Source organism: Clavibacter capsici (assembly GCF_001280205.1).
GTDB lineage: Bacteria > Actinomycetota > Actinomycetes > Actinomycetales > Microbacteriaceae > Clavibacter > Clavibacter capsici.
The window spans coordinates 1,017,193-1,038,208 of sequence record NZ_CP012573.1 but is presented as its reverse complement, the minus strand read 5'-3'; the positions used below and the strand labels follow the sequence as shown (position 1 = coordinate 1,038,208).

At 74.2% G+C, this 21,016-nt stretch carries 18 protein-coding genes; 6 read left to right on the top strand and 12 right to left on the bottom strand.

Features of this window, described 5'->3' with window-relative positions; all coding sequences use genetic code 11:
* Positions 1–19: 19 nt before the first annotated feature.
* Together AES38_RS04955 and AES38_RS04950 are read right to left on the bottom strand one after the other, a co-directional pair.
* The gene (locus AES38_RS04955) at positions 20–598 is read right to left on the bottom strand and encodes a TetR/AcrR family transcriptional regulator (protein ID WP_053774040.1); all 579 of its coding nucleotides are present in this window, start codon (positions 596–598) and stop codon (positions 20–22) included.
* Positions 599–680: 82 nt separating this feature from the next.
* Positions 681–1,835, bottom strand: a complete 1,155-nt coding sequence (locus AES38_RS04950; protein WP_053774039.1) for an SLC13 family permease — start codon at positions 1,833–1,835, stop codon at positions 681–683.
* A gap of 160 nt (positions 1,836–1,995) precedes the next feature.
* On the opposite strand from AES38_RS04950, the gene AES38_RS04945 reads away from it, so the two are divergent.
* The gene (locus AES38_RS04945) at positions 1,996–2,184 is read left to right on the top strand and encodes a hypothetical protein (RefSeq protein WP_043670518.1); all 189 of its coding nucleotides are present in this window, start codon (positions 1,996–1,998) and stop codon (positions 2,182–2,184) included.
* A 42-nt stretch (positions 2,185–2,226) separates the two neighbouring features.
* Here the strand turns inward: AES38_RS04945 and AES38_RS04940 are convergent, their stop codons facing one another.
* The gene (locus tag AES38_RS04940; protein ID WP_081001844.1) at positions 2,227–3,456 is read right to left on the bottom strand and encodes a mechanosensitive ion channel family protein; all 1,230 of its coding nucleotides are present in this window, start codon (positions 3,454–3,456) and stop codon (positions 2,227–2,229) included.
* A gap of 196 nt (positions 3,457–3,652) precedes the next feature.
* Here AES38_RS04940 and AES38_RS04935 point away from each other — a divergent pair, with 196 nt between their 5' ends.
* Positions 3,653–4,297: a hypothetical protein gene (locus tag AES38_RS04935; RefSeq protein WP_244629236.1), complete on the top strand. Its 645-nt coding sequence runs from the start codon at positions 3,653–3,655 to the stop codon at positions 4,295–4,297.
* Between the two features lie 24 nt (positions 4,298–4,321).
* Here AES38_RS04935 and AES38_RS04930 read toward each other — a convergent pair whose 3' ends face one another.
* Positions 4,322–5,704, bottom strand: coding sequence for a glucose-6-phosphate dehydrogenase (locus AES38_RS04930; RefSeq protein ID WP_053774038.1), 1,383 nt, complete (start codon positions 5,702–5,704; stop codon positions 4,322–4,324).
* A gap of 57 nt (positions 5,705–5,761) precedes the next feature.
* Between AES38_RS04930 and AES38_RS04925 the strand changes: the two genes are divergently transcribed.
* Entirely contained in the window at positions 5,762–7,636 is a 1,875-nt protein-coding gene (locus AES38_RS04925) for a glycoside hydrolase family 15 protein (protein WP_053774037.1), read from the top strand.
* 18 nt (positions 7,637–7,654) lie between these two features.
* Here the strand turns inward: AES38_RS04925 and AES38_RS04920 are convergent, their stop codons facing one another.
* Positions 7,655–8,473, bottom strand: coding sequence for an alpha/beta fold hydrolase (locus AES38_RS04920; protein ID WP_053774036.1), 819 nt, complete (start codon positions 8,471–8,473; stop codon positions 7,655–7,657).
* Positions 8,474–8,554: 81 nt separating this feature from the next.
* Positions 8,555–8,743, bottom strand: a complete 189-nt coding sequence (locus AES38_RS04915; RefSeq protein WP_053774035.1) for a hypothetical protein — start codon at positions 8,741–8,743, stop codon at positions 8,555–8,557.
* Positions 8,744–8,924: 181 nt separating this feature from the next.
* Here AES38_RS04915 and AES38_RS04910 point away from each other — a divergent pair, with 181 nt between their 5' ends.
* Both AES38_RS04910 and AES38_RS04905 read left to right on the top strand, forming a co-directional pair.
* Positions 8,925–9,347 (top strand): MarR family winged helix-turn-helix transcriptional regulator, encoded by a 423-nt coding sequence (locus AES38_RS04910; protein WP_053774034.1) that lies wholly within the window; start codon positions 8,925–8,927, stop codon positions 9,345–9,347.
* On the top strand, positions 9,344–10,672 hold the full coding sequence (locus tag AES38_RS04905) for an MFS transporter (RefSeq protein WP_053774033.1): 1,329 nt from the start codon (positions 9,344–9,346) through the stop codon (positions 10,670–10,672). The genes AES38_RS04910 and AES38_RS04905 overlap by 4 nt, the downstream gene beginning before the upstream one ends.
* 4 nt (positions 10,673–10,676) lie before the next feature.
* Here the strand turns inward: AES38_RS04905 and AES38_RS04900 are convergent, their stop codons facing one another.
* Entirely contained in the window at positions 10,677–11,144 is a 468-nt protein-coding gene (locus AES38_RS04900) for a hypothetical protein (protein WP_256998872.1), read from the bottom strand.
* A 181-nt stretch (positions 11,145–11,325) separates the two neighbouring features.
* Between AES38_RS04900 and AES38_RS04895 the strand changes: the two genes are divergently transcribed.
* Positions 11,326–12,858: an amino acid permease gene (locus AES38_RS04895; protein ID WP_053774032.1), complete on the top strand. Its 1,533-nt coding sequence runs from the start codon at positions 11,326–11,328 to the stop codon at positions 12,856–12,858.
* Positions 12,859–12,884: 26 nt separating this feature from the next.
* On the opposite strand, the gene AES38_RS04890 is transcribed toward AES38_RS04895, so the two are convergent.
* From AES38_RS04890 to AES38_RS04870, 5 genes are all read right to left on the bottom strand, one after another.
* Entirely contained in the window at positions 12,885–13,298 is a 414-nt protein-coding gene (locus tag AES38_RS04890; RefSeq protein WP_053774031.1) for a hypothetical protein, read from the bottom strand.
* A gap of 141 nt (positions 13,299–13,439) precedes the next feature.
* Positions 13,440–14,198 carry an HNH endonuclease family protein gene (locus AES38_RS04885; protein ID WP_053774030.1) on the bottom strand — a complete coding sequence of 253 codons (759 nt, stop codon included), beginning with the start codon at positions 14,196–14,198 and terminating at the stop codon, positions 13,440–13,442.
* 191 nt (positions 14,199–14,389) lie between these two features.
* A complete protein-coding gene (locus tag AES38_RS04880) occupies positions 14,390–14,620 on the bottom strand; it encodes a hypothetical protein (RefSeq protein WP_053774029.1) in 231 nt (76 codons plus the stop codon).
* Positions 14,621–14,768: 148 nt separating this feature from the next.
* Positions 14,769–15,263 (bottom strand): CarD family transcriptional regulator, encoded by a 495-nt coding sequence (locus AES38_RS04875; RefSeq protein WP_012298114.1) that lies wholly within the window; start codon positions 15,261–15,263, stop codon positions 14,769–14,771.
* A 259-nt stretch (positions 15,264–15,522) separates the two neighbouring features.
* Positions 15,523–20,907, bottom strand: a complete 5,385-nt coding sequence (locus tag AES38_RS04870) for a discoidin domain-containing protein (RefSeq protein ID WP_053774028.1) — start codon at positions 20,905–20,907, stop codon at positions 15,523–15,525.
* Positions 20,908–21,016 lie beyond the last annotated feature (109 nt).

Below are 21,016 nucleotides of genomic sequence, written 5' to 3'. Positions count from 1 at the left end.
GCGGGTGCGGTGCGGGGGATCAGGCGGTGCGGGTGCCGAGGGGGGCGAGCAGCTCCCCCACGACCACGACGAGAGCGGCCCTGATCTCGTCGTCGGGCAGGGGCTCGTTGGTGGACCAGTCGTCGCTCGCGGCGAGGATGTACGCCGCGCCGCCGAGCGCCACGCCGAAGCGCAGCTGGTCGAGCGTGCTGTCGAGCGCGCCGGCGGTCTCGCCGAGCGTGCGCACGAGGTCGTTCGCGCGCTCGATCACGGCGAGGTGCCCGAGCGAGCGTCCCTGCGTGATGAAGAGCGCGACCTCGTGCCGGTGCAGCAGGAGGAAGTCGATGAAGCGCTCGACGAACAGGCGCCGGGCGTCGGCGTCGCCGCGGATGGAGTCGGCGCGGTCGATGACCTCGGCGAGCGCGTCGATCGTGGGCTCGAGCAAGGCGTCGAGCAGCGCCTCCTTGGAGGCGAAGTGGTAGAGCACGCTGGACTTGGAGTAGCCGGCCTCGTCGGCGATCTGCTGCAGCGACGTCGCCTGGAAGCCGTCGCGGGCGAAGCGCGCGGCGGCGATGGGGCGGAGCTCGTCGCTCGCGGAGGCGCGGGGGGTGCGGGTCACCCGACGAGCCTATGTCGACCGATCGGTCAGGTCCTGCACGATCGGTCAGACTGCCAGGCCCCTGCCAGGCGGCGGCGTCGGATCAGCGCGTGAGCACGAAGGCGAGCATCGCGAGGCCGACGGTGAGCGGGGCCACCACGAGACCGAGCAGCACGTAGCGCGACCACCGGATGTGCACCCCCATGCTCACGAGCCGCTCGTGCCAGAGCAGGGTCGCGAGCGACGCCCACGGCGTGATGAGCGGGCCCGCGTTGACGCCCACGAGGATCGCGACGAGGCGCTCCGGGGATCCGGCCACGGGCTCGAGCGCGAGGTACGCCGGCAGGTTGTCGACCGCGTTGGCGCTCAGCGTCGCGACGCCCGCGAGGCGGAACAGCGACGCCGCGTCCTGGCCCTGCCCGGAGATCGCGGCCATGACCGCGGTGAGCCCGAGGGACTGCGCCGCCTCCATCACGATGAAGAGGCCCGAGGCGAACACCACGAGCTGCCACGGCAGCAGGCCCAGCCGGAGCGCGCGCGGGCGGCGGACGGCCGTGAGGACAGCGAGGACGACGGCGGCGGCGAGCGCGGGGATCCACACCTCGACGCCCGAGACGAGCGCCGGCACCAGCAGCCCCACCACCACGGCGCTCCCGACGAGCAGCACGCGGTCGGTCGGCGCGGTCGGCGCCCCGACCTCGTAGCGCGTGAGGAGGTCCCTGCGGTGGATCACGAGGATCGCGAGGACGGGCACCGTGATGGCGACGAGCGCCGGCGCGACCGTCAGCGCCGCGAACCCGGCCGGGCCGAGGCCGCCGAGCTCGTGCTCCGCGAGCAGGTTGGTGAGGTTCGAGACGGGCAGCAGCAGCGACGCCGTGTTCGCGAGCCACACCGTGGTCAGCGCGAAGGGCAGCGGCGGCAGCCCGCAGTGCCGCGCGAGCACGACGACCACGGGCGTGAGGAGCACCGCGGTCGTGTCGAGCGACAGGAAGATCGTGCAGAGGCAGGCGAGCACGACGGTCGCGAGCCAGAGGGCCCACGTGCGCCCCCGGCCGAGGCCCGCGGCGCGCTCGGCGATCCACGTGAACAGGCCCGCCTCGCTCGCGAGCTCGGTGACCACGGTGATGGCGACCACGAAGAGGAGGATCGGCCAGACCCGCTCGTACAGCACGCCGAGGTCGTCGAGCGGGAGGGCTCCGGTGGCCACGGCGACGGCGCCGACGACGAGGAGCACCACCCCGATGAGGGCTGTGCGCACGGGCGCCTCCTGTCTGATCCGCGATCACTGTACTCACCGCCCGCCGGGAGCCCGCGCCGCCTGCGGAAAGGGGACGCCACGGCGTCGGCGGCCCACTCTCCCGGCGGCGGCGGTCGGGGCGCCCGGATCCCGGTACCGTGGAAGCACACTGGGAGGTGTCATGCGCAAGTACATCCTGAACGGCAGCGTCCTCAGCGCCCTGATCGGCGGCTGGAGCACGCTCCAGACCACCCGCCGGGGTCCGCGCGACTGGAAGCTCGGCCTCATGTGGCTGAGCTGGGGCATCACGATGGCGATCGCCGTCGGCACGGTCATCGAGGACTCGCGCGACGGGCAGATCGGCAACTAGCCGCCCCCTCCGCCGACGCGCGCGCCCACCCGGGCGCGCGCGTCAGTCGTGCGTGCGCCACCTGTCGCCGTCGGGCTCCAGGTCGATGCGCTCCTCCGCGGGGACGGTCGACATCGGGCCGGTGAACAGGCCCGCGCGCGAGTCGCCCTGCGCCGTGCCGGAGAAGAGCCCCGTCGGATCCGCCTCCGCGCCGCGTCGTGCGGGCGGCGGAGCGTCGTCGGGCTCGTGCGCTCCCACCATCTGCACGCGCGTCCGGGGCAGCGACTGCGGGCTGTGCTCGTGCAGGAACGCGACGAGGCGCTCGCGCACGAGGCAGCGCAGGTCGAAGAGCGTGGGCGCGTCGACGGCCGAGACGAGGACGCGGATCCGCACGTAGCCGTGCACCGCGTCGGTCACCTGCAGCACGGAGACGCGGCCGTCCCAGAGCTCGGTCGTCGCGAGCACGCGGTCGAGCTCCTCGCGCATGCTCGCCGGGGTGGCGCGCCAGTCGAGGTCGAGCTCGACGGCGCCGAGCAGCTCGGACTTGGTGCGGGTCCAGTTCTGAAACGGCGTGGTCGTGAAGTACGTGGACGGCAGGACCATGCGGCGGTCGTCCCAGATGTGCACCACGACGTAGGTCAGCGTGATCTCCTCGACGCGGCCCCACTCCGTCTCCACGATGACGACGTCGTCGACCCGGATCGCGTCGCTGAAGGCGAGCTGCATCCCCGCGAACACGTTCGCGAGCGTCGACTGCGCCGCGAGGCCCGCGACGATCGACACGAGGCCGGCCGAGGCGAGCACGCTCGCGCCCGCCGCCCGCGCGCCCGGGAAGGTCAGGAGGATCGCGCCGATCGCGATGACGACGATCGCGACCACCGTGAGGCGCCGGATGATGAGCACCTGCGTGCGCACGCGGCGCGCGACCCGGTTGTCGGCGACGTCCACGCGGTAGCGGCTGAGCCCGAGGTCCTCGAAGAAGATCGCGAGCGCGCAGACGAGCCAGGCCGCGGCGACGATGGTCACGACGTGCAGCAGGTGATCCAGGCCGTCGCGCAGCTCGCCGGGCGCGAGCGACGCCCGGAGCGCGATCCACACGGCCAGCACCACGAGCAGCACGCGGAACGGCCGTCGGGCGCGCCGGACGAGCCGGGCCGCCCACTCGCGGCGGCGGGCGACGACGCGCACGGCGAGGGCGACGGCGCCGGTCACGAGCAGGGCGGCCGCGACGGCGGCGAGCAGCGTCACGGTCACGGCGACGGCGGGCACGGCGAGCAGGGCGGGCAGGTCCACGGGTCCTCCAGGTGTCGGGGCGGACCGCGCTGTCCCGGGATCCCAGTGTCGCAGGCGCTCCCCGGGAGGGGGCGCGACGCGGGGGCCGACGGGCGCCCCCGCCCCGGGATCCCCGGCGTGTCGCGGGCTCGCCCGGGCGTGTCGCGCATGAGGATGGTCCCGATCGTCGCTGATGCGATCGGGGAGGCCGTGGATCATGTTCCGGTGGCGCAGAGGCAAGTCCGTCCCGACCGAGGCCGCGCCCGCCGCGACCGGCCCCCAGCCCGGCGAGCGGCATCCGGCGCCCGACGACCACGTGCCCGCCGCCCCGGCCGTCTCGCTCGCGACCGGCGAGCTCGCCGCCATCGCCGCCCGCCTGCACGGCGGTCCGATCCGCCCGACGCACGTGCCCGCCCACAAGGCCGAGCCCGTGGACGCCGCCGCTCCCCCGACCGTCGACGCCGCCGCCCCGGACGGCCCCGCGCCCGCCGCCGAGCCGGACCTCCGCCCGCTCGCCCTGGTCGTCCAGGCCGCGCTCGCCCACCACTTCGGACCCGACGGCGCCTGGGCGCTCGTCCGCCGCACGCCCGACACCACGGCCGGGTTCTTCGACGAGCTGATGACGGCGCACATCGCGCGCGACGTCGCCCTCGCGCTCGGCGCCTCCCCCGCCGCGGCCGGCCTGCCGCTCGAGGACGCCCGCGCGTCGGGACCGGCGGGGCGCGACGCGTCGGCCCGGCAGGACGCGGTCGCGCGGGAGCTCGCCGTCTTCGACGAGGATCCGCTCGACGGGTCCCTCGCCGAGCTGGCGGGCGACCCGCGTCGGGTGCCCGCGGTGCTCCGCGCCGTCCGCAGCGCCTAGCCGGCCGCGGGTCGCGCGCGCCGGTCAGCCCTTCGGCGCGACCTGCGGACCGTCCCAGGGACCGGCGGATCCGGCCGGGTACTCCTCGAGCGGCACGTCGCCGGCCCGCCACGCGGCGACGACCGGTTCGACGATGCGCCAGCACTCCTCGGCCGTGTCGCCGCGCACCGACAGGCTCTCGTCCTCGGAGATGATGCCGTCGATCACCTGGCCGTACGGCGGCAGGTCGCCCGCGTCGAACGCGGTCACGAGCTCGGCGCGGTCGATGACGTCGGGGTCGGCGGGGCCGTTCACGTTGAGCTCCAGGTGCAGCTCGTCGGGCGCGATGAGGATGCGGATCCGGTCGGGCTCGTGCGCGCCCGTGAGCCCCGTGGGCACGTGCGGCGCGGGCTGGAAGGTCACGACGATCTCGCGGCGGTGGTCCTCCATCGCCTTGCCCGACCGCAGCCGGAAGGGCACCCCGGCCCAGCGCCAGTTCGCGATCTCGACGGTCATCTCGGCGAGGGTCTCGGTGCCGCGCGCGGGATCCACGCCCGCCTCGTCGGCGTAGGCCGGGAGCTCGCGCCCCTCCACGTCGCCGGCCGTGTACCTGGCCCGGCGCGACGAGGCCACGGGGTCGCCTCCCCACGCGCGCGTCGCCCGCAGCACGAGCGCCTTCTGGTCGCGCACGTCGCGCGCGCCGGTGGTGGCGGGCGGCTCCATCGCGAAGACCGCCATCACCTGCAGCAGGTGGCTCTGGATCATGTCGGCCAGGGCCCCGGCGCCGTCGTAGTAGCGGGCGCGCCCCTCGAGCGCGAGCTGCTCGTCGTAGACGATCTCGACGCTCGCGATGTGCTGCGCGTTCCAGACCGGCTCGAGCAGGCGGTTCGCGAAGCGGAGGCCGAGGAGGTTGCGCACCGTCGAGCGGCCGAGGAAGTGGTCCACCCGGTGGGTGCGCTCCTCCGGCACGAGGGTCGCGAGCAGGCGGTTCAGGGCCTGCGCGCTCGCGAGGTCGGTGCCGAACGGCTTCTCGAGCGACAGCGACGTGCCCTCGGGCAGCTGGATCCGCGTCATCGCCTCGCAGGCCCGCTCCGTCACCGCGGGCGGCAGCGCGAAGTAGACGGCGGGCGCGGCCTCGCAGGCGGCCATGAGGCGCTCGAGGTCGGCCTCGGCCGTCACGTCGGCGGACTGGTAGGTGGTGCCCGCGAGCACGCGGTCGACGGCCGGGCCCTCCGCGCCGAGGGACGCGAACGACGTGCGGACCACCTCGCGCCAGCGCTCGTCGTCCCACTCCTCCGTCCCCGCGCCCACCAGCTGGAGGTCGAGGTCGGGGCGGTGGGCGAGGAGCTCGCCGAGTCCGGGGAGGAGGAGGCGCGCGGAGAGGTCGCCGCTGGCGCCGAGGATGAGGAGCGTGGAGGTCGCGGGCATGCGGCCAGGCTACGCGGGGCGGCGGGGATCGGCAGGCGCGCCGTGGGACCATGGCCCATGGCCATGCGCATCGAGGACTACGCACTCATCGGGGACTGCCACACGGGAGCGCTGGTCGGCCGGGACGGCTCCATCGACTGGCTGTGCCTGCCGCGGTTCGACTCCGCGTCGATGTTCGGGGCGCTCCTCGGCACGGACGAGCACGGATCCTGGCGCCTCGCCCCCGCCCACCCCGAGGCCACCGTCTCCCTGCGCACCTACCTCGGCAACACCTTCGTGCTCTGGACCCGGTGGGAGACGCCCGACGGCGCCGTCGAGGTCACCGACTTCATGTCCATGGGCGACCGACGCGCGGACGTCGTCCGGCGCGTCCGCGGCATCAGCGGCACCGTCCGGATGCAGGGCGACCTCCGCCTGCGCTTCGGCTACGCGACCGCGCTCCCGTGGATCCGCAAGCTCGACGGCGACGACCCGCGCCTCGTCGCCGTCGCCGGCCCCGACGCGGTGGTCGTCCGCGGCCCCGAGCTCACGGCCACGAACCACCACCACGGCGTCTCCTTCGACGTCTCGGCGGGCGAGACCGTCGACACGACCCTCACCTGGTACCCCTCCCACCGCAGCGAGCCGCCGGCGTTCGACGTGGACCGGGCGATCGAGCACACGACCGAGTGGTGGGAGAGCTGGGCCAGCTCCATCGAGCACTCCGGCCCGCACCAGGCCGCCGTCCGCCGGTCGCTGCTCGTGCTCCGCGCGCTCACGCACGAGGACACGGGCGGCATCGTCGCCGCCGCGACCACGAGCCTGCCCGAGCAGTTCGGCGGATCCCGCAACTGGGACTACCGCTACGTCTGGCTGCGCGACGCCTCGCTCACCCTCGAGGTGCTCCTCGCGCACGGCTTCGACGACGAGGCCGACGAGTGGCGCACCTGGCTCCTCCGCGCCATCGCGGGGGACCCGGGCGACGTGCAGATCATGTACGGCCTGAGCGGCGAGCGGTACCTCCCCGAGCGCGACCTCGACAGCCTGCCCGGCTACCAGGGCTCCGGCCCGGTGCGCGTGGGCAACGGCGCGTTCGAGCAGTACCAGGCCGACGTGATCGGCGAGGTCATGCTCGCGCTCCAGGCCGCGCGCGACGCGGGCGTCGGCGAGACCGAGTTCTCCTGGCCGCTCCAGCGCGCCCTCATCGGCTTCGTCGAGGAGAACTGGGAGCGGCAGGACAGCGGCATCTGGGAGATCCGCGGCGCGGAGCAGCACTTCACCCACTCGCGGGCGATGATCTGGGCGGCGCTCGACTGCGCCGTGCAGGGCGTCGAGAAGCACGGGCTCGACGGGCCCGTGGAGCAGTGGCGCGCGCTGCGCGACCGGGTGCGCGACGAGATCCTCGACCGGGGCGTCGACCCCGCCACCGGCGCGTTCCGCCAGCACTACGGCACCACCGAGGTCGACGCGTCGCTGCTGATCCTCGCCCAGGCCGGCTTCTGCGCCTACGACGACCCGCGCATGCTCGCGACCGTCGAGGTGATGGAGCGCACCCTCATGCACGAGGGCTTCCTGCTGCGCTACGACACGAGCGCGGGCGTCGACGGCCTGCCCGCGGGCGAGTACCCGTTCCTCGCCTGCTCGTTCTGGCTCGTCGAGCAGTACGCGCGATCGGGCCGCGAGGCGGACGGCCGCGCGCTGATGGAGCGGCTGGTCGCGCTCTCCAACGACGTCGGCCTGCTCTCCGAGGAGTACGACCCGGTCGGACTGCGCCAGGCGGGCAACGTGCCGCAGGCGCTGTCGCACCTCGCGCTGGTGCGCGCCGCGGACGCGCTGGAGGCCGCGGTCCAGGCGCATCCGGACGACCTCGACCGCGCGCACCGGGACGGCGGCGCCGCGCTCGCCCACGCCGAGGCCGCACGGGCTGCGGCACCGGCCGACGGCGCGCGCTGACGGCGCGCCGACCGCGCCTCAGAGCGACGCGAGGAAGGCCCGCACCGCGGGCAGCGCGTCCGGGTGGCGGGGCGTGTCGGCGTGGGTCGCGCCGTCGAGCTCGACGAGGGGCGCGTCGGGGCGGAGCGCCCGCACGTGGTGGGCGGCGCGGAGCCGCTCGGGATCCCGCGTGCCCGCGACGAGCAGGAGCGGCACCCGGGATGCGGCGACGACCTCGTCCGGGACCCCGGCATCGCGCTCCGACTCGCGCATGTACGCGGCGAGCGCCCGGGCGTCGTCGGCGAGGAACGCCCCGCGCGTCGCCGGGTCGACGGGGTGGCCGGTGTGCCGCTCCCACCCGTCGAGGAAGCCCGGCATGCCGTCGGCCTCGAGCGCGTCGACGCAGCCGGGGAAGAACACGCGGTCGAAGACGCCGACGCCGCTCCGCGGGGATCCGCCGAGGCTCGAGGCGGACAGCAGCCGCTCGGGGTGCGCGGCCTCGAGCGAGAAGCCGACGCGCGCGCCGAGGCTGTAGCCCACGTGGTGGACGGCCTCGGCGCCGACCGCGTCGAGCACGGCCACGACGTCGGCGACCATGAGGTCCATGGCGTACGCCGCGGGCTCGTGCGGGGTGCCGCTGCGGCCGTGGCCGCGGAGGTCCAGCGTGATCACCGGGCGCTCGGGCGAGAGGGCGCGGACCCAGCCGAACCCGCGCCAGATGGCCTGCGAGAGGGCGGTGCCGTGCACCAGCACGACGGGCGCGTGCGCGGGATCCCGCGGATCCCCGTCGGCCGGTCGGGCGCCGAAGGCCCGGTAGGCGATGCTCGTGCCGTCGAGGGGGTTGGTCGCCGTGTCCACGGGGAGCCAGGCTACCCGGGCCCGGGCGGCGCCCCCGACGCGGGTCGTCGCCGGGGCGGACGACCCGCGTCGCCGCTCGGGCTAGGCCGGGGCGCCCTCGCCGTCGTCGTCCGTGCGGTGCGGGGTGTCCTCCTCGGGCTCGAAGTGGTCGTTCCCGCCGTCGTGGCCGGCCGCGACGCCGTCGGAGCCCGCGGGGATCGTGCCCTCGCCGCCGAGGCCGGCGTCGTCGTCGTGGTCGTGCGTGCCGTCCGTGCCGTCGTGGTGCGTCATGGGTGCCTCCTCTGGTCGCGGCCCGCGACCGCGTCGTCGCGGCCACCGCGGCGCGCGGTGTCCTCCCATCCTGCTCGCCCCGGCCCGCGCCGCCGAGCGCGGCATCCGGATCCCGCGGGCTCGCAGCATCCCGTCACCCGCCGGCCGATCGTTAGCGCACCTAATGAGCTAGCCTAATGACGTGCCCGACTCCCCCGACCTCAGCCAGAGCCTGCGCGCCGGCGTGATGCGCCTCGCCCGTCGCCTGCGCGCCGAGAAGGCCGACCACGAGCTGAGCGACAGCCAGTTCGTCGTGCTCGCCCTCCTCCTCCGCGACGGGCCGACGAGCCCCGGCCGCCTCGCCGAGATCGAGCGCGTCACCGCCCCGAGCATGAACCGCACGGTCAACTGCCTCGTCGACGCGGGCTACGCCGAGCGCTCCCCCGCCCCGGACGACGGCCGCCGCGTCACCGTGTCCCTCACCGACGCCGGCCGCTCCGTCGTCCAGGAGACGCGCCGCCAGCGGAACGCCTGGCTGTCGCTGCGCCTCGCCGAGCTCTCCGCCGAGGAGCGCGCGACCCTCGACGCGGCCGCCGCCCTCCTCGGCCGGATGGCCTCCGCGTGAGCGCGGTCTTCCGGAGCCTGCGCGCCCCCAACTACCGCATCTGGTTCGCGGGCGCCCTCGTCTCCAACGTCGGCACGTGGATGCAGCGCACCGCCCAGGACTGGATCGTCCTCACCGAGCTCACCCGCTACGACGCGACCGCCGTCGGCATCGTCATGGCGCTGCAGTTCGGCCCCATGCTCCTGCTCTCGCCCTACGCGGGCCTCATCGCCGACCGCTACGACAAGCGCCGCGTGCTGATGATCACGCAGGGCGCCATGGCGGTCCTCGGCCTCGGGCTCGGCCTCGTGGTGCTCTCGGGCCGCGCCGAGCTCTGGCACGTCTACGCGTTCGCGCTCCTGCTCGGGATCGCGTCGGCGCTCGACGCCCCCGCCCGGCAGTCCTTCGTCTCCGAGCTCGTCTCCGACGACGACCTCTCCAACGCCGTCGCGCTCAACTCGGCGTCCTTCAGCGCGGCGCGCATGATCGGCCCGGCCGTCGCCGGCGTGCTCATCGCGGGGGTCGGCACCGGCTGGGTCTTCCTCATCAACGCCGTGAGCTTCATCGCCGTGCTCGTCGCGCTCACGCGCCTCCGCGTCGGCGAGCTCCGCCGCCCGGAGCGCGTCGCCCGGTCCCGCGGCCAGCTGCGCGAGGGCTTCCGCTACATCGGCGGGCGGCCGGACATCATGGTGATCCTCGTGATCGTCTTCCTCGTCGGCGCGTTCGGCTACAACTTCCCGATCTTCACCTCCACGATGGCGAGCGTCGAGTTCGGCAAGGGCGCGACCGAGTTCGGGCTGCTCTCCTCGAGCCTCGCCGTGGGATCCGTCGCGGGCGCCCTGCTGTCGGCCCGGCGCGAGCGCCCCCGCATCCGGCTCGTCTTCGTGGGCGCCGCGCTGTTCGGGATCGCGACGGCGCTGGCCGCCATCGCGCCCACCTACCTGCTCTTCGCGGGCGCCCTCGTGATCGTGGGCGTCGTCTCGCAGACCCTCATGACGAGCGCCAACAGCACCGTCCAGCTCACGGTGGAGCCGCGCATGCGCGGCCGCGTCATGGCCGTCTACATGGCGATCTTCGTCGGCGGCACCCCGCTCGGCGCGCCGATCGTCGGCTGGATCGCGAACGAGTGGGGGCCGCGCGCCGCGGTGATGGTCGGCGCCGGCAGCGGGATCCTCTCGGCGCTCATCGCGATCGCGTGGCTCGTGCTGCACCGGCACCTGCGCGTGTCGTACCGGATCCACCGCACGCCGCACCTGCTCGTCACGCACGACGGCGACGGGCGCGACCGCCGCGAGGACGCGCGCGAGGACATCGAGGCGGACGAGGCGGTCGCGCGCCGCACCTAGCGCGCTAGGGCGCGGGCGCCGGGGTCGCGCTCGGCGGCACGTAGCCGACGTCGTCGAGGCAGTAGTCGAGGAACGCGCTCGTCGCCCGGAGGTACTGCCCGGTGTCGAGCGACGCCCCGTCGGTGTCCGCGCCCGTGCGCAGCGCGTCGAGCTCGTCGACGATGGTCGAGAAGGAGGCCACGAGCGGCTTCATGTTCTCCGGCGCCATGCCGGCGAGGGCGGCGTCGCCCTGCTTGACGCGCTCGAGGAGCGCCGGGTCGACGCCCTTCCCGTCGCCGAGCGCCTGGACGAGCTTGGTGGAGTCCGGGAGCACCTGCGCGAGCGTCGAGCAGGTCGCGAGCTCGTCCTCGGTCGGCGGCCCGGGCGCGCGCGTGACCTGCGGCTCGGGGGCGGCCGTCCCGCCCGCGTCGGCGGGGCGCTGGCGGCGGGGGCCGTCGTCGCGGGTGCGGGCTGTCCGGGATCCGCCGTGCATCCCGCCAGGGCGATCGCGCCGGCCGCGACGGCCACCGCGGTCGGCCACGGTCGGCGCGGGCGTGCGGTGCCGTGCATGCGGGCCACGGGGTCTCCTCGGCGTCTATCACAGGTGATCTGCCCCGCGGAAGTCGATCGACGCGGGTGTCAGGGCGAATGCCCCGGACCACTACCGTATTCGGATGACACGAAGCGAGAGCGACCGCAGCACCGTCCCGCCCGATCCGGATTTCGTGGCCCAGGACTTCAGCCACGAGCAGGAGGGCTACCAGCACGGCCTCAAGCCCCGCCAGCTGCAGATGATCGCCATCGGCGGCGCCATCGGCACGGGGCTCTTCCTCGGCGCGGGCGGTCGCCTGGCGTCGGCGGGTCCCGCCCTGGCGATCGTGTTCCTGGTCTGCGGCGTCTTCGCCTTCTTCATCCTCCGCGCGCTCGGCGAGCTGGTGCTGCACCGCCCGAGCTCCGGGTCCTTCATCTCCTACGCCCGCGAGTTCTACGGCGAGAAGTTCGCCTACGCCGCCGGGTGGATGTACTTCCTCAACTGGGCGACCACCGCGATCGTCGACGTCACGGCCGTCGCCCTCTACATGCACTACTGGTCGGCGTTCACCGCGGCGCCGCAGTGGCTGCTCGCGCTGATCGCCCTGGCCATCGTGCTCGCCCTCAACCTGGTGGCCGTGAAGGTCTTCGGCGAGATGGAGTTCTGGTTCGCGCTGGTGAAGGTCGCCGCCCTCGTCGTGTTCCTCATCGTCGGCATCGTCTGGCTCGCCTGGAGCTTCCCCGTCACGGTCGGCGGCCAGGAGGTGCAGACCGGCTGGACCGTGCTGCAGCAGAACGGCGGCATCTTCCCGCAGGGGCTCGTGCCCGTCGTCCTCGTCGTCCAGGGCGTCGTCTTCGCGTACGCCGCCATCGAGCTCGTCGGCACGGCGAGCGGCGAGACGCAGGACGTGGAGAAGGTCATCCCCCGCGCCATCAACTCGGTCGTCTTCCGCATCGCGATCTTCTACGTCGGATCCATCGTGCTGCTCTCGCTCCTGCTCCCCTACACGGCGTACAGCGCCGACCAGAGCCCGTTCGTCACGTTCTTCTCCAGCCTCGGCTCCCCCGAGATCGGGGCGATCGCCGGATCCGTCATGAACTTCGTCGTCCTCACCGCCGCGATGTCGAGCCTCAACGCGGGCCTCTACAGCACCGGCCGCGTGCTGCACTCGATGGGCATGAACGGGTCGGCGCCGAAGTTCACGACCGTCATGTCGAAGGGAGGCGTGCCCTTCGGCGGGATCATGCTCACCGGCTCGATCACGCTCCTCGGCGTCGGCCTCAACGCCCTGGTGCCCAAGCAGGCGTTCGAGATCGTGCTGAACGTCGCCGCGCTCGGCATCGTGGCCGGCTGGGCGACCATCATCCTGTGCCAGATGCGCCTGCGCGCCTGGGCGAAGCAGGGCAAGGCGAAGGAGCCGACCTTCCGCCTGCCGGGCGCGCCGGTCACCTCGTGGCTGACGCTCGCGTTCCTCGTGAGCGTGCTCGTGCTGATGGCCATCGACTGGCCCATCGGCACCCTGACGGTCGCGTCGCTCGTCATCATCATCCCGCTGCTGGTCGTGGGCTGGTACCTGCAGCGCGACCGGATCCTCGAGATCGCCCGCGTGCGCGAGGGCATCACGGGGCCGTTCCCCATCACGGGCCGCGACGCCCCGGACCGGCGCACGCGCTGACCGGCGCACGCGCTGACCGGCGCCGCTCAGCGCGTCCCGACGCCGCCGTCCCCCGCTCCGGGGGCGGCGGCGTCGTCGTCCCGGGACCGCGGCCGGGCGTCCGCCCGATCCGCGCCCGCCGCCGTCGGCTGCGTCGGATCGGGACGCAGCCCCCTCCCGAACGCCAGCAGCTCCCGGTCGTGCTGCAGGACCCAGGCCACGGCCGCGTTGAGCGAGGCGCGCCGCGCCACCCAGACCCGCAGCCCGTCGGCCCCGAGCCCGCAGGCGTAGACCTCGTAGGAGAACGGATCGGCGAGGTCGGCCCGATGCCGGAGCACCCAGCCGAGCGCCGGTCCGTCCCCGACGCGCACGAGCCAGGCACCGCGGACGGGATGCGCGTGCGGGTGCTCGGGCACCGGGTCGATGGAGCCGCTCGCGTCGCCGCTCTGCTTGCTCCACATGCGGATCTCCTCGGGATCGTCCGCCGCCGGCCGGGTGGCCGGGGCGACGCCCGGCCGCGTCGGTCCGAGCGTACGCGCGGGCACCGACGACGCCGCGATCGGGGGCGCGACCGGGTCGCCGTCGCCGTCCGCCCGCCCGCCTCACGCGCACTCGCCGAGGACGCGGTCGATGGCCGCCCGGTCCGCGTCGTCGATGCCCAGCCGGTACCGGCTCACCACGAACGCGAAGCGCGTGACGTAGAGGCACCGGTACGCCGGGTCGGGCGGGAGCCACGTGGCGGGACCCTGGTCCGACTTCTCCTGGTTCGTCGGGCCGTCCACCGCCTGGAGCTCGTCGAGGTCGGTGGCGAGGCGCTCGCGCCGCGCGTCGGACCACGCCCACGCGCCGTGCCGCCACGCCCAGGACAGCGGCACGAGGTGGTCGATCTGCACGGCGGCGCTCGTGCGGGCTCCCCGGACGAAGTCGATCCCGCGTCCGGTGTACGCGTCGTCCAGGTGCCCGGCGACGACCGTGCACGCGTCGTCGCGGGCCACCTCGACGTCGACGAGGTCGCGGGAGAGCGCGTCGTCGCGCTGATCGCACCCGTCGCCGTCGGCGTCCGCCCACGCGGGGCCGAAGGCGTCGCGGTCGTAGCGCGGATCCCGCTCCCGGGAGTCGGGGGCGAGGGCCCCGGTCATGGCGCGGACCGCGTCCACGTCGATCCGCCCGTCCCGGACGAGGCCCGCGCGGGCCAGCATGCCCACCACCCGGCCGTCGCGCACCTCGGCGGAGAGCGGACCGCCGCCGTCGGGACCGGAGGAGGCCTCCCGCGCCCCGACGACCACGGACGCGACGACGACGAGTCCCGCGAGACCCGCGAGCAGCAGGCGGATCGCATCCGCGCGGCATCGGGGACGCACGGTCGTCCCCCGCCATCGCCCGCCCGGTCGCCCGCGCCCGTCCATGTCCCCGCCTCCCGGCTCCCGGGATACCGGACGGCGGACGCCGGGACGGACCGTGCGCTCGACCCGAGGGACGCAGCGTCCGCCGACGGCTGGGGAGGGCGCGGCTGGGGAGGGCGCGGCTCAGGCGCCGCGCGCCAGCGGGGGGATCAGATGAGGGAGCGCGCCGCGGCGACGACGCCGAGGACCTCGCCCAGCGACGACGGGCCCGGCGTGTTCTGCCCGGCGGTCGCGAGGCGCACGAGGGCGAAGGCGATCACGGCGACGACGACGAGCGCGGCGATGACGAAGATCCACACCTTGAGCCCGCGCCCGGCGGGCTGGAGCGGGTTCTGCTCGAGGGGGCCGTCGTGGTCGGGTCGTTCCGGGTGATCGCGCATGCTCGCACCCTACGCCGGTCGCCCGCCCCGCTGACGGCTCGGCGGGCCGATGCCCGTCGCGCGGACGGGGCGGCGGACGCGACGACGGGCGGCCCCTCGGGATGAGGGACCGCCCGTCGGCGTGCGCTGCGCGCCGAGGCGCGTCGGGTCAGGCGGAGATGCTCTGCGCGAGGACGCCGTCGAGGACGACGGACGCCTCCTCGTCGGTGGACTTCTGCGCGAGGGCGAGCTCCGAGACGAGGATCTGCCGGGCCTTCGCCAGCATGCGCTTCTCGCCCGCGGAGACCCCCGAGTCCTGGTCGCGGCGCCAGAGGTCGCGCACGACCTCGCTGACGCGGCGGACGTCCCCGGAGCCCATCTTCTCGGTGTTCGCCTTGAAGCGGCGCGACCAGTTGCCCGCCTCCTCCTCGACGTCGCCGCGGAGCACGTCGAAGACGGCCTCGACGCCCGAGCTGTCGATGACGTCGCGCAGGCCGACGAGCTCGGCGTTGTCGACGGGGACGTCGATCACCAGCTCGCTCTGGTGGATCTGGAGGGTGATGTACTTCTTGTCGACCCCCTTGATGGTGCGGGTCTTGACCGCGGTGATCGTGGCTGCGCCGTGGTGGGGGTACACGACGGTCTCCCCTACTTCGAAAATCATGTAGTGCTGTCCTTCGATCCCTCGAGATGTGTGCCGGAGATGTCGCGCACGCGCATGCAGGCCGCGTGGGCGCCGACGTCGCGCACCATGGCCGTGCCCGGGGGCGATGCCATGGAGCGTGGCCGGTGCACCGAGATCACCGGCCTCCGCGGAGCTCCGCCAGGGGCGTCCGCGGTGATGGTCCGACCCGTATTCTCTCACGGTTCTCCCCCCGACTCCGACGCGTCCGGCGGAGACGGGGCGCCCCGGCCGCGTCGCGCTAGCGGACCGCGATCTCGAGGATCGAGTAGCCGTACGGCGTCGCCCGCGTGACGCCCTGGACGCGGATGAAGCGGTGCTCGCCCTGCACGTCGAAGGTCTCCGTGCCGCCCTCCCCCGCCCTCTCAGTAGCGAGCGTCGTGAACGGTCCCTCCGCGCTGGCGGCCCCCTCGATCCGGTACTCCGAGGCGTAGGCGGCCTCCCACTCCACGGTGACCGACGCGACCTCGGACGCCCGTCCGAGGTCGACGGTGATCGACTGGTCGTCGCCCGCGGCGCTCGCCCACCGCGACGCGGGGTCGCCGTCGACCGCGTTCCCGGCCCGGGTCCCCGGGGCCTCCTCGCTCGTGGCGGTCGCCTCCGCCCCCTCGGCGAGGTTCCTCGCGACGACCGTGCCGTCGGACGACCACACCGAGAGGCCGTACAGCGAGTAGCCGTACGGCGTGGCCCGCTCGACGCCCGTCATCCGCACGAAGCGCGCGCGGGCGTCGACGGCGTGGCTGTCGTGGGCGCCGTCGCCGGCGGACTCGGTGACGACCGTCTCCCAGGGGTCTCCGGCCGCGGCACGGGTCTGCAGCAGGTAGGCGGATCCGTACGCGGCCTCCCAGTCCAGGTCGATGCGCTCGATCGACGCCACGGACCCCAGGTCGACCTCGATCCACGCGTCGTCGCGGGCCGCGCTCGACCAGCGCGAGGTCCGCGATCCGTCGACCGCGAACGCGGCGGGGGTGCCCGCGTTCTCGGTGGACGACGCCGTGACGCCCTTGCCGTACGCCACGTCGGCGAGCGCGCCCGGCGGCGGGGCCTCGGGCTGGCCGGATCCCCCGCCGCCGTTCGCGCGCACCGTCACGGTCGACGAGCCCCGGGCGCCGTCGAACTCGACGGCGACCGGGAACGTCCCCGCGGTCGCGCCCGCGGTGTAGGTCCCATCGGCGGCGATCGTGCCGCCCTCCGCGGTGAACGGTGCCGTGACCCTGCCGCCGTTGCCCGCGGCGTCGAACGCCCACGCGGCGAACCCCACGTCCCGGCCGCTCACGACCGTCGGGTCCTGCGGGGTGACCAGGAGCTCGCTGGTGTCGATCGCGGAGGCGGACGGGGTCCCGGTCACGCCCAGGTCCCAGATCGAGTAGCCGTAGTCGGTGAGGCGCTCGAGCCCGAGGATCCGCACGTAGCGGCCGGTGGCCTCCACGGCCACGTCGTCGGCCGTGGGGGCGGACTTGGACACCGTCCTCACGGTCGTCCAGGGGCCGTCCGCGTCGTCCGCGACCTGGATCTCGTACTCCGCGGCCGCCGCGGCCTCCCAGCCGACGTGCACCGACGAGATGTCGTGCGGAGCGCCGAGATCGACCCGCAGCCACTGCTCGCCCGCGCCGTGCGCGCTCTCCCAGCGGGTGCCTGAGATGCCGTCGACCGCCGCCTCCGCCGTGTTGGCGCCGTCGGAGGACGACGCCGCGACGGGCTTGCCCCGCGCGATGTCGGTCCCGGGCGCGATGACCGCGACCACCGCCGTCCCGGATGCGCCGTCCGCCGAGGCGCGCACGTAGCCGGCGCCCGGGGCGCGGGCGCTGAGCACGCCCGCGGCGTCGACGCTGCCGTCGGCGGTGGTCTCCCAGCTGACGGGACCTGTCCCGATCGGGTCGCCGTACTGGTCGAGGCCCGTCGCGGAGAAGGACGTGGTGCCGCCCTCCGTGACGCGCACGAACCCGGGCGAGACCGCGAGGTTCGACAGCACGGGGCGGGGTGCCACGCGCAGCTCGTAGGCGGCCGTCGTCGACCCGGAGGTGGCGGTCACGGTGATCGGGTCTGCGTCCTCCGTCGCCGAGAACGTGCCCTGGGCGTCGATGGAGCCTCCGCCGTCGACGCTCCACCGCAGGTCGTCGATCGGGATGGTCGCGCCGTACTGGTCGTAGCCGACCGCGGTGAACCGGAGGGAGTCGCCGCGCTGCACGGTCCTCGCGGAGTCCGGCGCCGTGACGACGATGCGGTCGAGCGCGGCGTCGAGGTGGTGCTGCACCATCGTGTGCGCGGGCACCTGGATGGTGCCGATCACCGCGTCGCCGTCGTAGACGTCGTAGCCGGCCTGCGCGTCGGTGCCGTTGAACACCGCGTAGCTGTACGCCTTCGTCTCGGCGTCGTAGTACACCTGGCTCGTGGGGTTGGCCACGTGGCGCGTCAGCACCTCGCTGCCGAGCGAGCGGTTGGACATGGCGTTGTAGTACACCGCGCCGGCCATCGAGTCGCTCGTGACGACGGGGTCCCCCGTCTTCGACAGCTCCGCGTGCATGTCGGCGTAGAAGTCGGGGTCGCTCTGCGCGGTCATGCCGAGCACGACGTTGCCGAGCGCGTCGCCCATGCGGCTGTAGACGCCGGCGGCCTGCGCGGTGTCCACGCCGCTCTCGTAGCCGGACACGTCGTAGGCGTGCAACGCCCGCTGCACGTCGGGGTCCACCGCGTAGCCGGTCGAGAGGTAGTCGAAGAGCGCCCAGCCCGGCGCCCACTCGTCCGGATCCGCGTCCGGGCGATCCGCCGGCGGGGTCGCGGGCGCGAACCCGGCGGGGAGCGACCCCGGCGTCCAGTGCTCGTCGGGGAAGGACAGCTGGCCGTCCTCGCCGACCGCGAACAGGAGCCGACCCGTCGCGGCGTCGAAGAGCGGATTCGCCGCGACCTCCGCGCTCGTGTACGCCGGGTTGTCGAGGTGCGCCTTGCGGACGACGTCCTTGAGCGTGTTCACCGAGTCGACCGGGCTCTTCGTGACGACGCCGCCGTACCAGGTGCCGGTGCCCGCAGCCTGCTTGGCCGCGAGGCCGAGGAGGCCCTCGATCTCGTCCTCCGCCCCTCGCCCGAGGATCGCGGGCCGCTCGTCGAACATGTCGTCGAGCAGGCTGTTCGAGAAGCCGCGGTCCCAGCCGAGGTAGTTCAGCCAGGGCCCGGTCGGCAGCCACTGGATGCCGTGGATCCAGGCCGGGTCGCCGCTGAAGTAGGTGGCGAACGCCTGTCCGGAGTCGCCGAGGATGCCCGCGGTGCTGTGCGCGTACGCGTCGGGGAACACGCCGACGCCCGAGCCGTGGGCGGCGTCCGGGTTGCCGTCGTAGTCGAGGTAGTAGGCCATGACCGCGGCCCGCTCGGTGACGTAGCCCATCGCGCCGGTGGCCTGCATCTCGGTGTCGCCGAGCGCGGACCCGAGCAGGAAGAGGCCGGCCCACGACTGGATCGCCTCGGAGCTCGACTCCTGGTTGTTGCCGGTGCTGGAGCTGTACCCGCCGGCGTAGGAGTGGCCCTCGAACACGTCGAAGGTGCGCAGGTACGGGAAGTCCTCGTCCTCCCTGTCCCCGTTCGCGTACTGCTTGGCGACGAGGGTGGCCATGGCGCCGTACTCCGCCGCCCACTCGGGGTCCTCGAAGGCGAGGAGGCCGGCGGCGAGGGTGAAGTAGCCGTAGTGGAAGTGGTTGTCGGTGAACTCGAGCGATCCGTAGGAGTCGCCGAACCCGACCAGCGCCTTCCAGGTGTCGTAGCGGGCGAAGAACCTCTCGCCCTCGCCGGGCGCGTAGGTGAACCAGTCGCTGAGCGCGGTCTTCAGCGAGGCCTTGAGCTTCTCGTACGACGCGGTGTCGCCGATCTGCTTCGCCATCGTCATGTACTCGGCGAACTGCAGGACGTCCTTGCCGCCCCAGTAGGTGTCGCCGCCGTACTCGGTGCGCTCGGCGTAGCTGCGGACGAAGTCCTGCATCACGGAGACGTCGTAGTCGTGGGCGCGCCCGGTCTCCTGCGGCGCGGGCGCCACGGGCGTGATCCCGGTGAACGGGTAGGTGACCTCCCAGCCGCCGTGCCCGACCGCCGTCCTCATGAGCCCGCGCGGTGTCGCGTAGGTCCCCGGCGCGAAGTCGATGTCCGTCGTCGTGCTGGCGTACGTGTGCGGCAGGAAGCCCTGGACGGTGTCGAGGTCGGTGCCCTGCAGCGCCTCGGTCTCGATCGCGTAGGTCTCGACCACCTCGGCGCGCTCGACGCTGTACTCGTACTCCATGGTGGTGTCGCGGGGGATCGCGAACGCGTGCGCCGACATGTCGTCGAGGTCGGCGCCGGTCGCGGGGAGGGCGCTGACCACGAGGTAGCCCGCGGTGAGGGTGGCCTCGATCGTGTCACCCGCGAGGTCGAACGAGCTGCCGCGCGGCGCGTGCACGCCGAAGCTGCGGCCGTCCTGGGTGATGGTGAACGCGTCGACCGTCGCGGGGAACCGCAGCGGCGTGCCGTCCGCCGCGGCGAACGTCGCACCGGCGCCCACGGAGATCCTCGGCACGACGCCCTCGAACTCGAACCAGGCGTACGGCGTGCCGCGCGCGAGGGTGACGTCCATGTGCCTCGTCGCGGACTGGGGCATCCGCCAGCTCACGTTCCAGTCCCCCCAGCGCAGCGCGTCGGCCTGCGTGGCCCGGAACGAGGTGCCGAACCGGTCGCCGATGCCATCCGGCGCGTCGGTGCGGACGATCTGGTCGACGAGCACGTGCGCCCAGCCGGCCGGCATGTCGTCGACGATCTGGATGGTCGCCCTCTCCCCCGCGTGGGCCGTGACGTCCCAGGTGACCCAGCGCAGGATCTCCGACTGCTCGCCGGTGGCCGACGCGACGGTCGCGCCGTCGATGACGAGACGCGCCTCGGTGCGGCCCGGGTGGGCTCCGCCGCCGACCAGGAGGCTGATGAAGTCGCGGTCCACGGTGAACTCGGGCGAGGTGAGCGTGCCCATGGCGCCGTCGCCCTTCTCGGAGGTGAAGGAGTTGACGAGCCCCTTCCCGAGGTACCCCTCGACGGCGGTCTGGCCCGCCGCCGTCCCCTGGGACGGGGCGTCGAAGGCGTCGCCGGTCGAGGTCCAGCCCGCGGGCAGCGCGGCCTCCTCGAAGCCCGCCATGTCGATGTCCGACGGGTCGGGCTGCGGCGGCACGCTGCCCTGCACCTGGATCGCCGAGTCGTCGAGCATGCTGGTGCCCTGGTCGTTCCACTCGGTCGGGTACGCGATGCGGGTGCCCCGCTCGGTGTTCGACACGACGAACGGGTCGGCCCAGAGGTTGCCCGAGTACCGGCTCACGAGGAGGTCCGTCCACCACGCGTTCGTGGGGACCGGCTCGCCGCGCATCGACGGATCGATGTGCAGCTCCTTGTCCACGACCGCGCTCACGTCGTGCCCTGGACGGTCGAGGGACTTCGGGGGCGCCGCGGCGTAGGAGCCACCGCCCACCGGCACGGGCGTCGAGGCGCCCGCCACGGCTGCCGCAGCCGCGTCGGCGGCCGGTGCCGCGGGGCTCGTGACGGTGAGGGTGACCGCGGCCATGACGGCGGCGACCACCGCGGCGGACGCACGGAGCAGCGGACGCGGCCGCCAGGAGGGTCTGGTCATGGTTCCCCCTCGGAACGTGGGACGGGCGGCGACGCCGGAGCCGGCACGGGTGCCGCGGGTCGTCGTGACGGAGCGCAGCGGTCGTCGCGTGCGCGCGGATCCGCGGGGA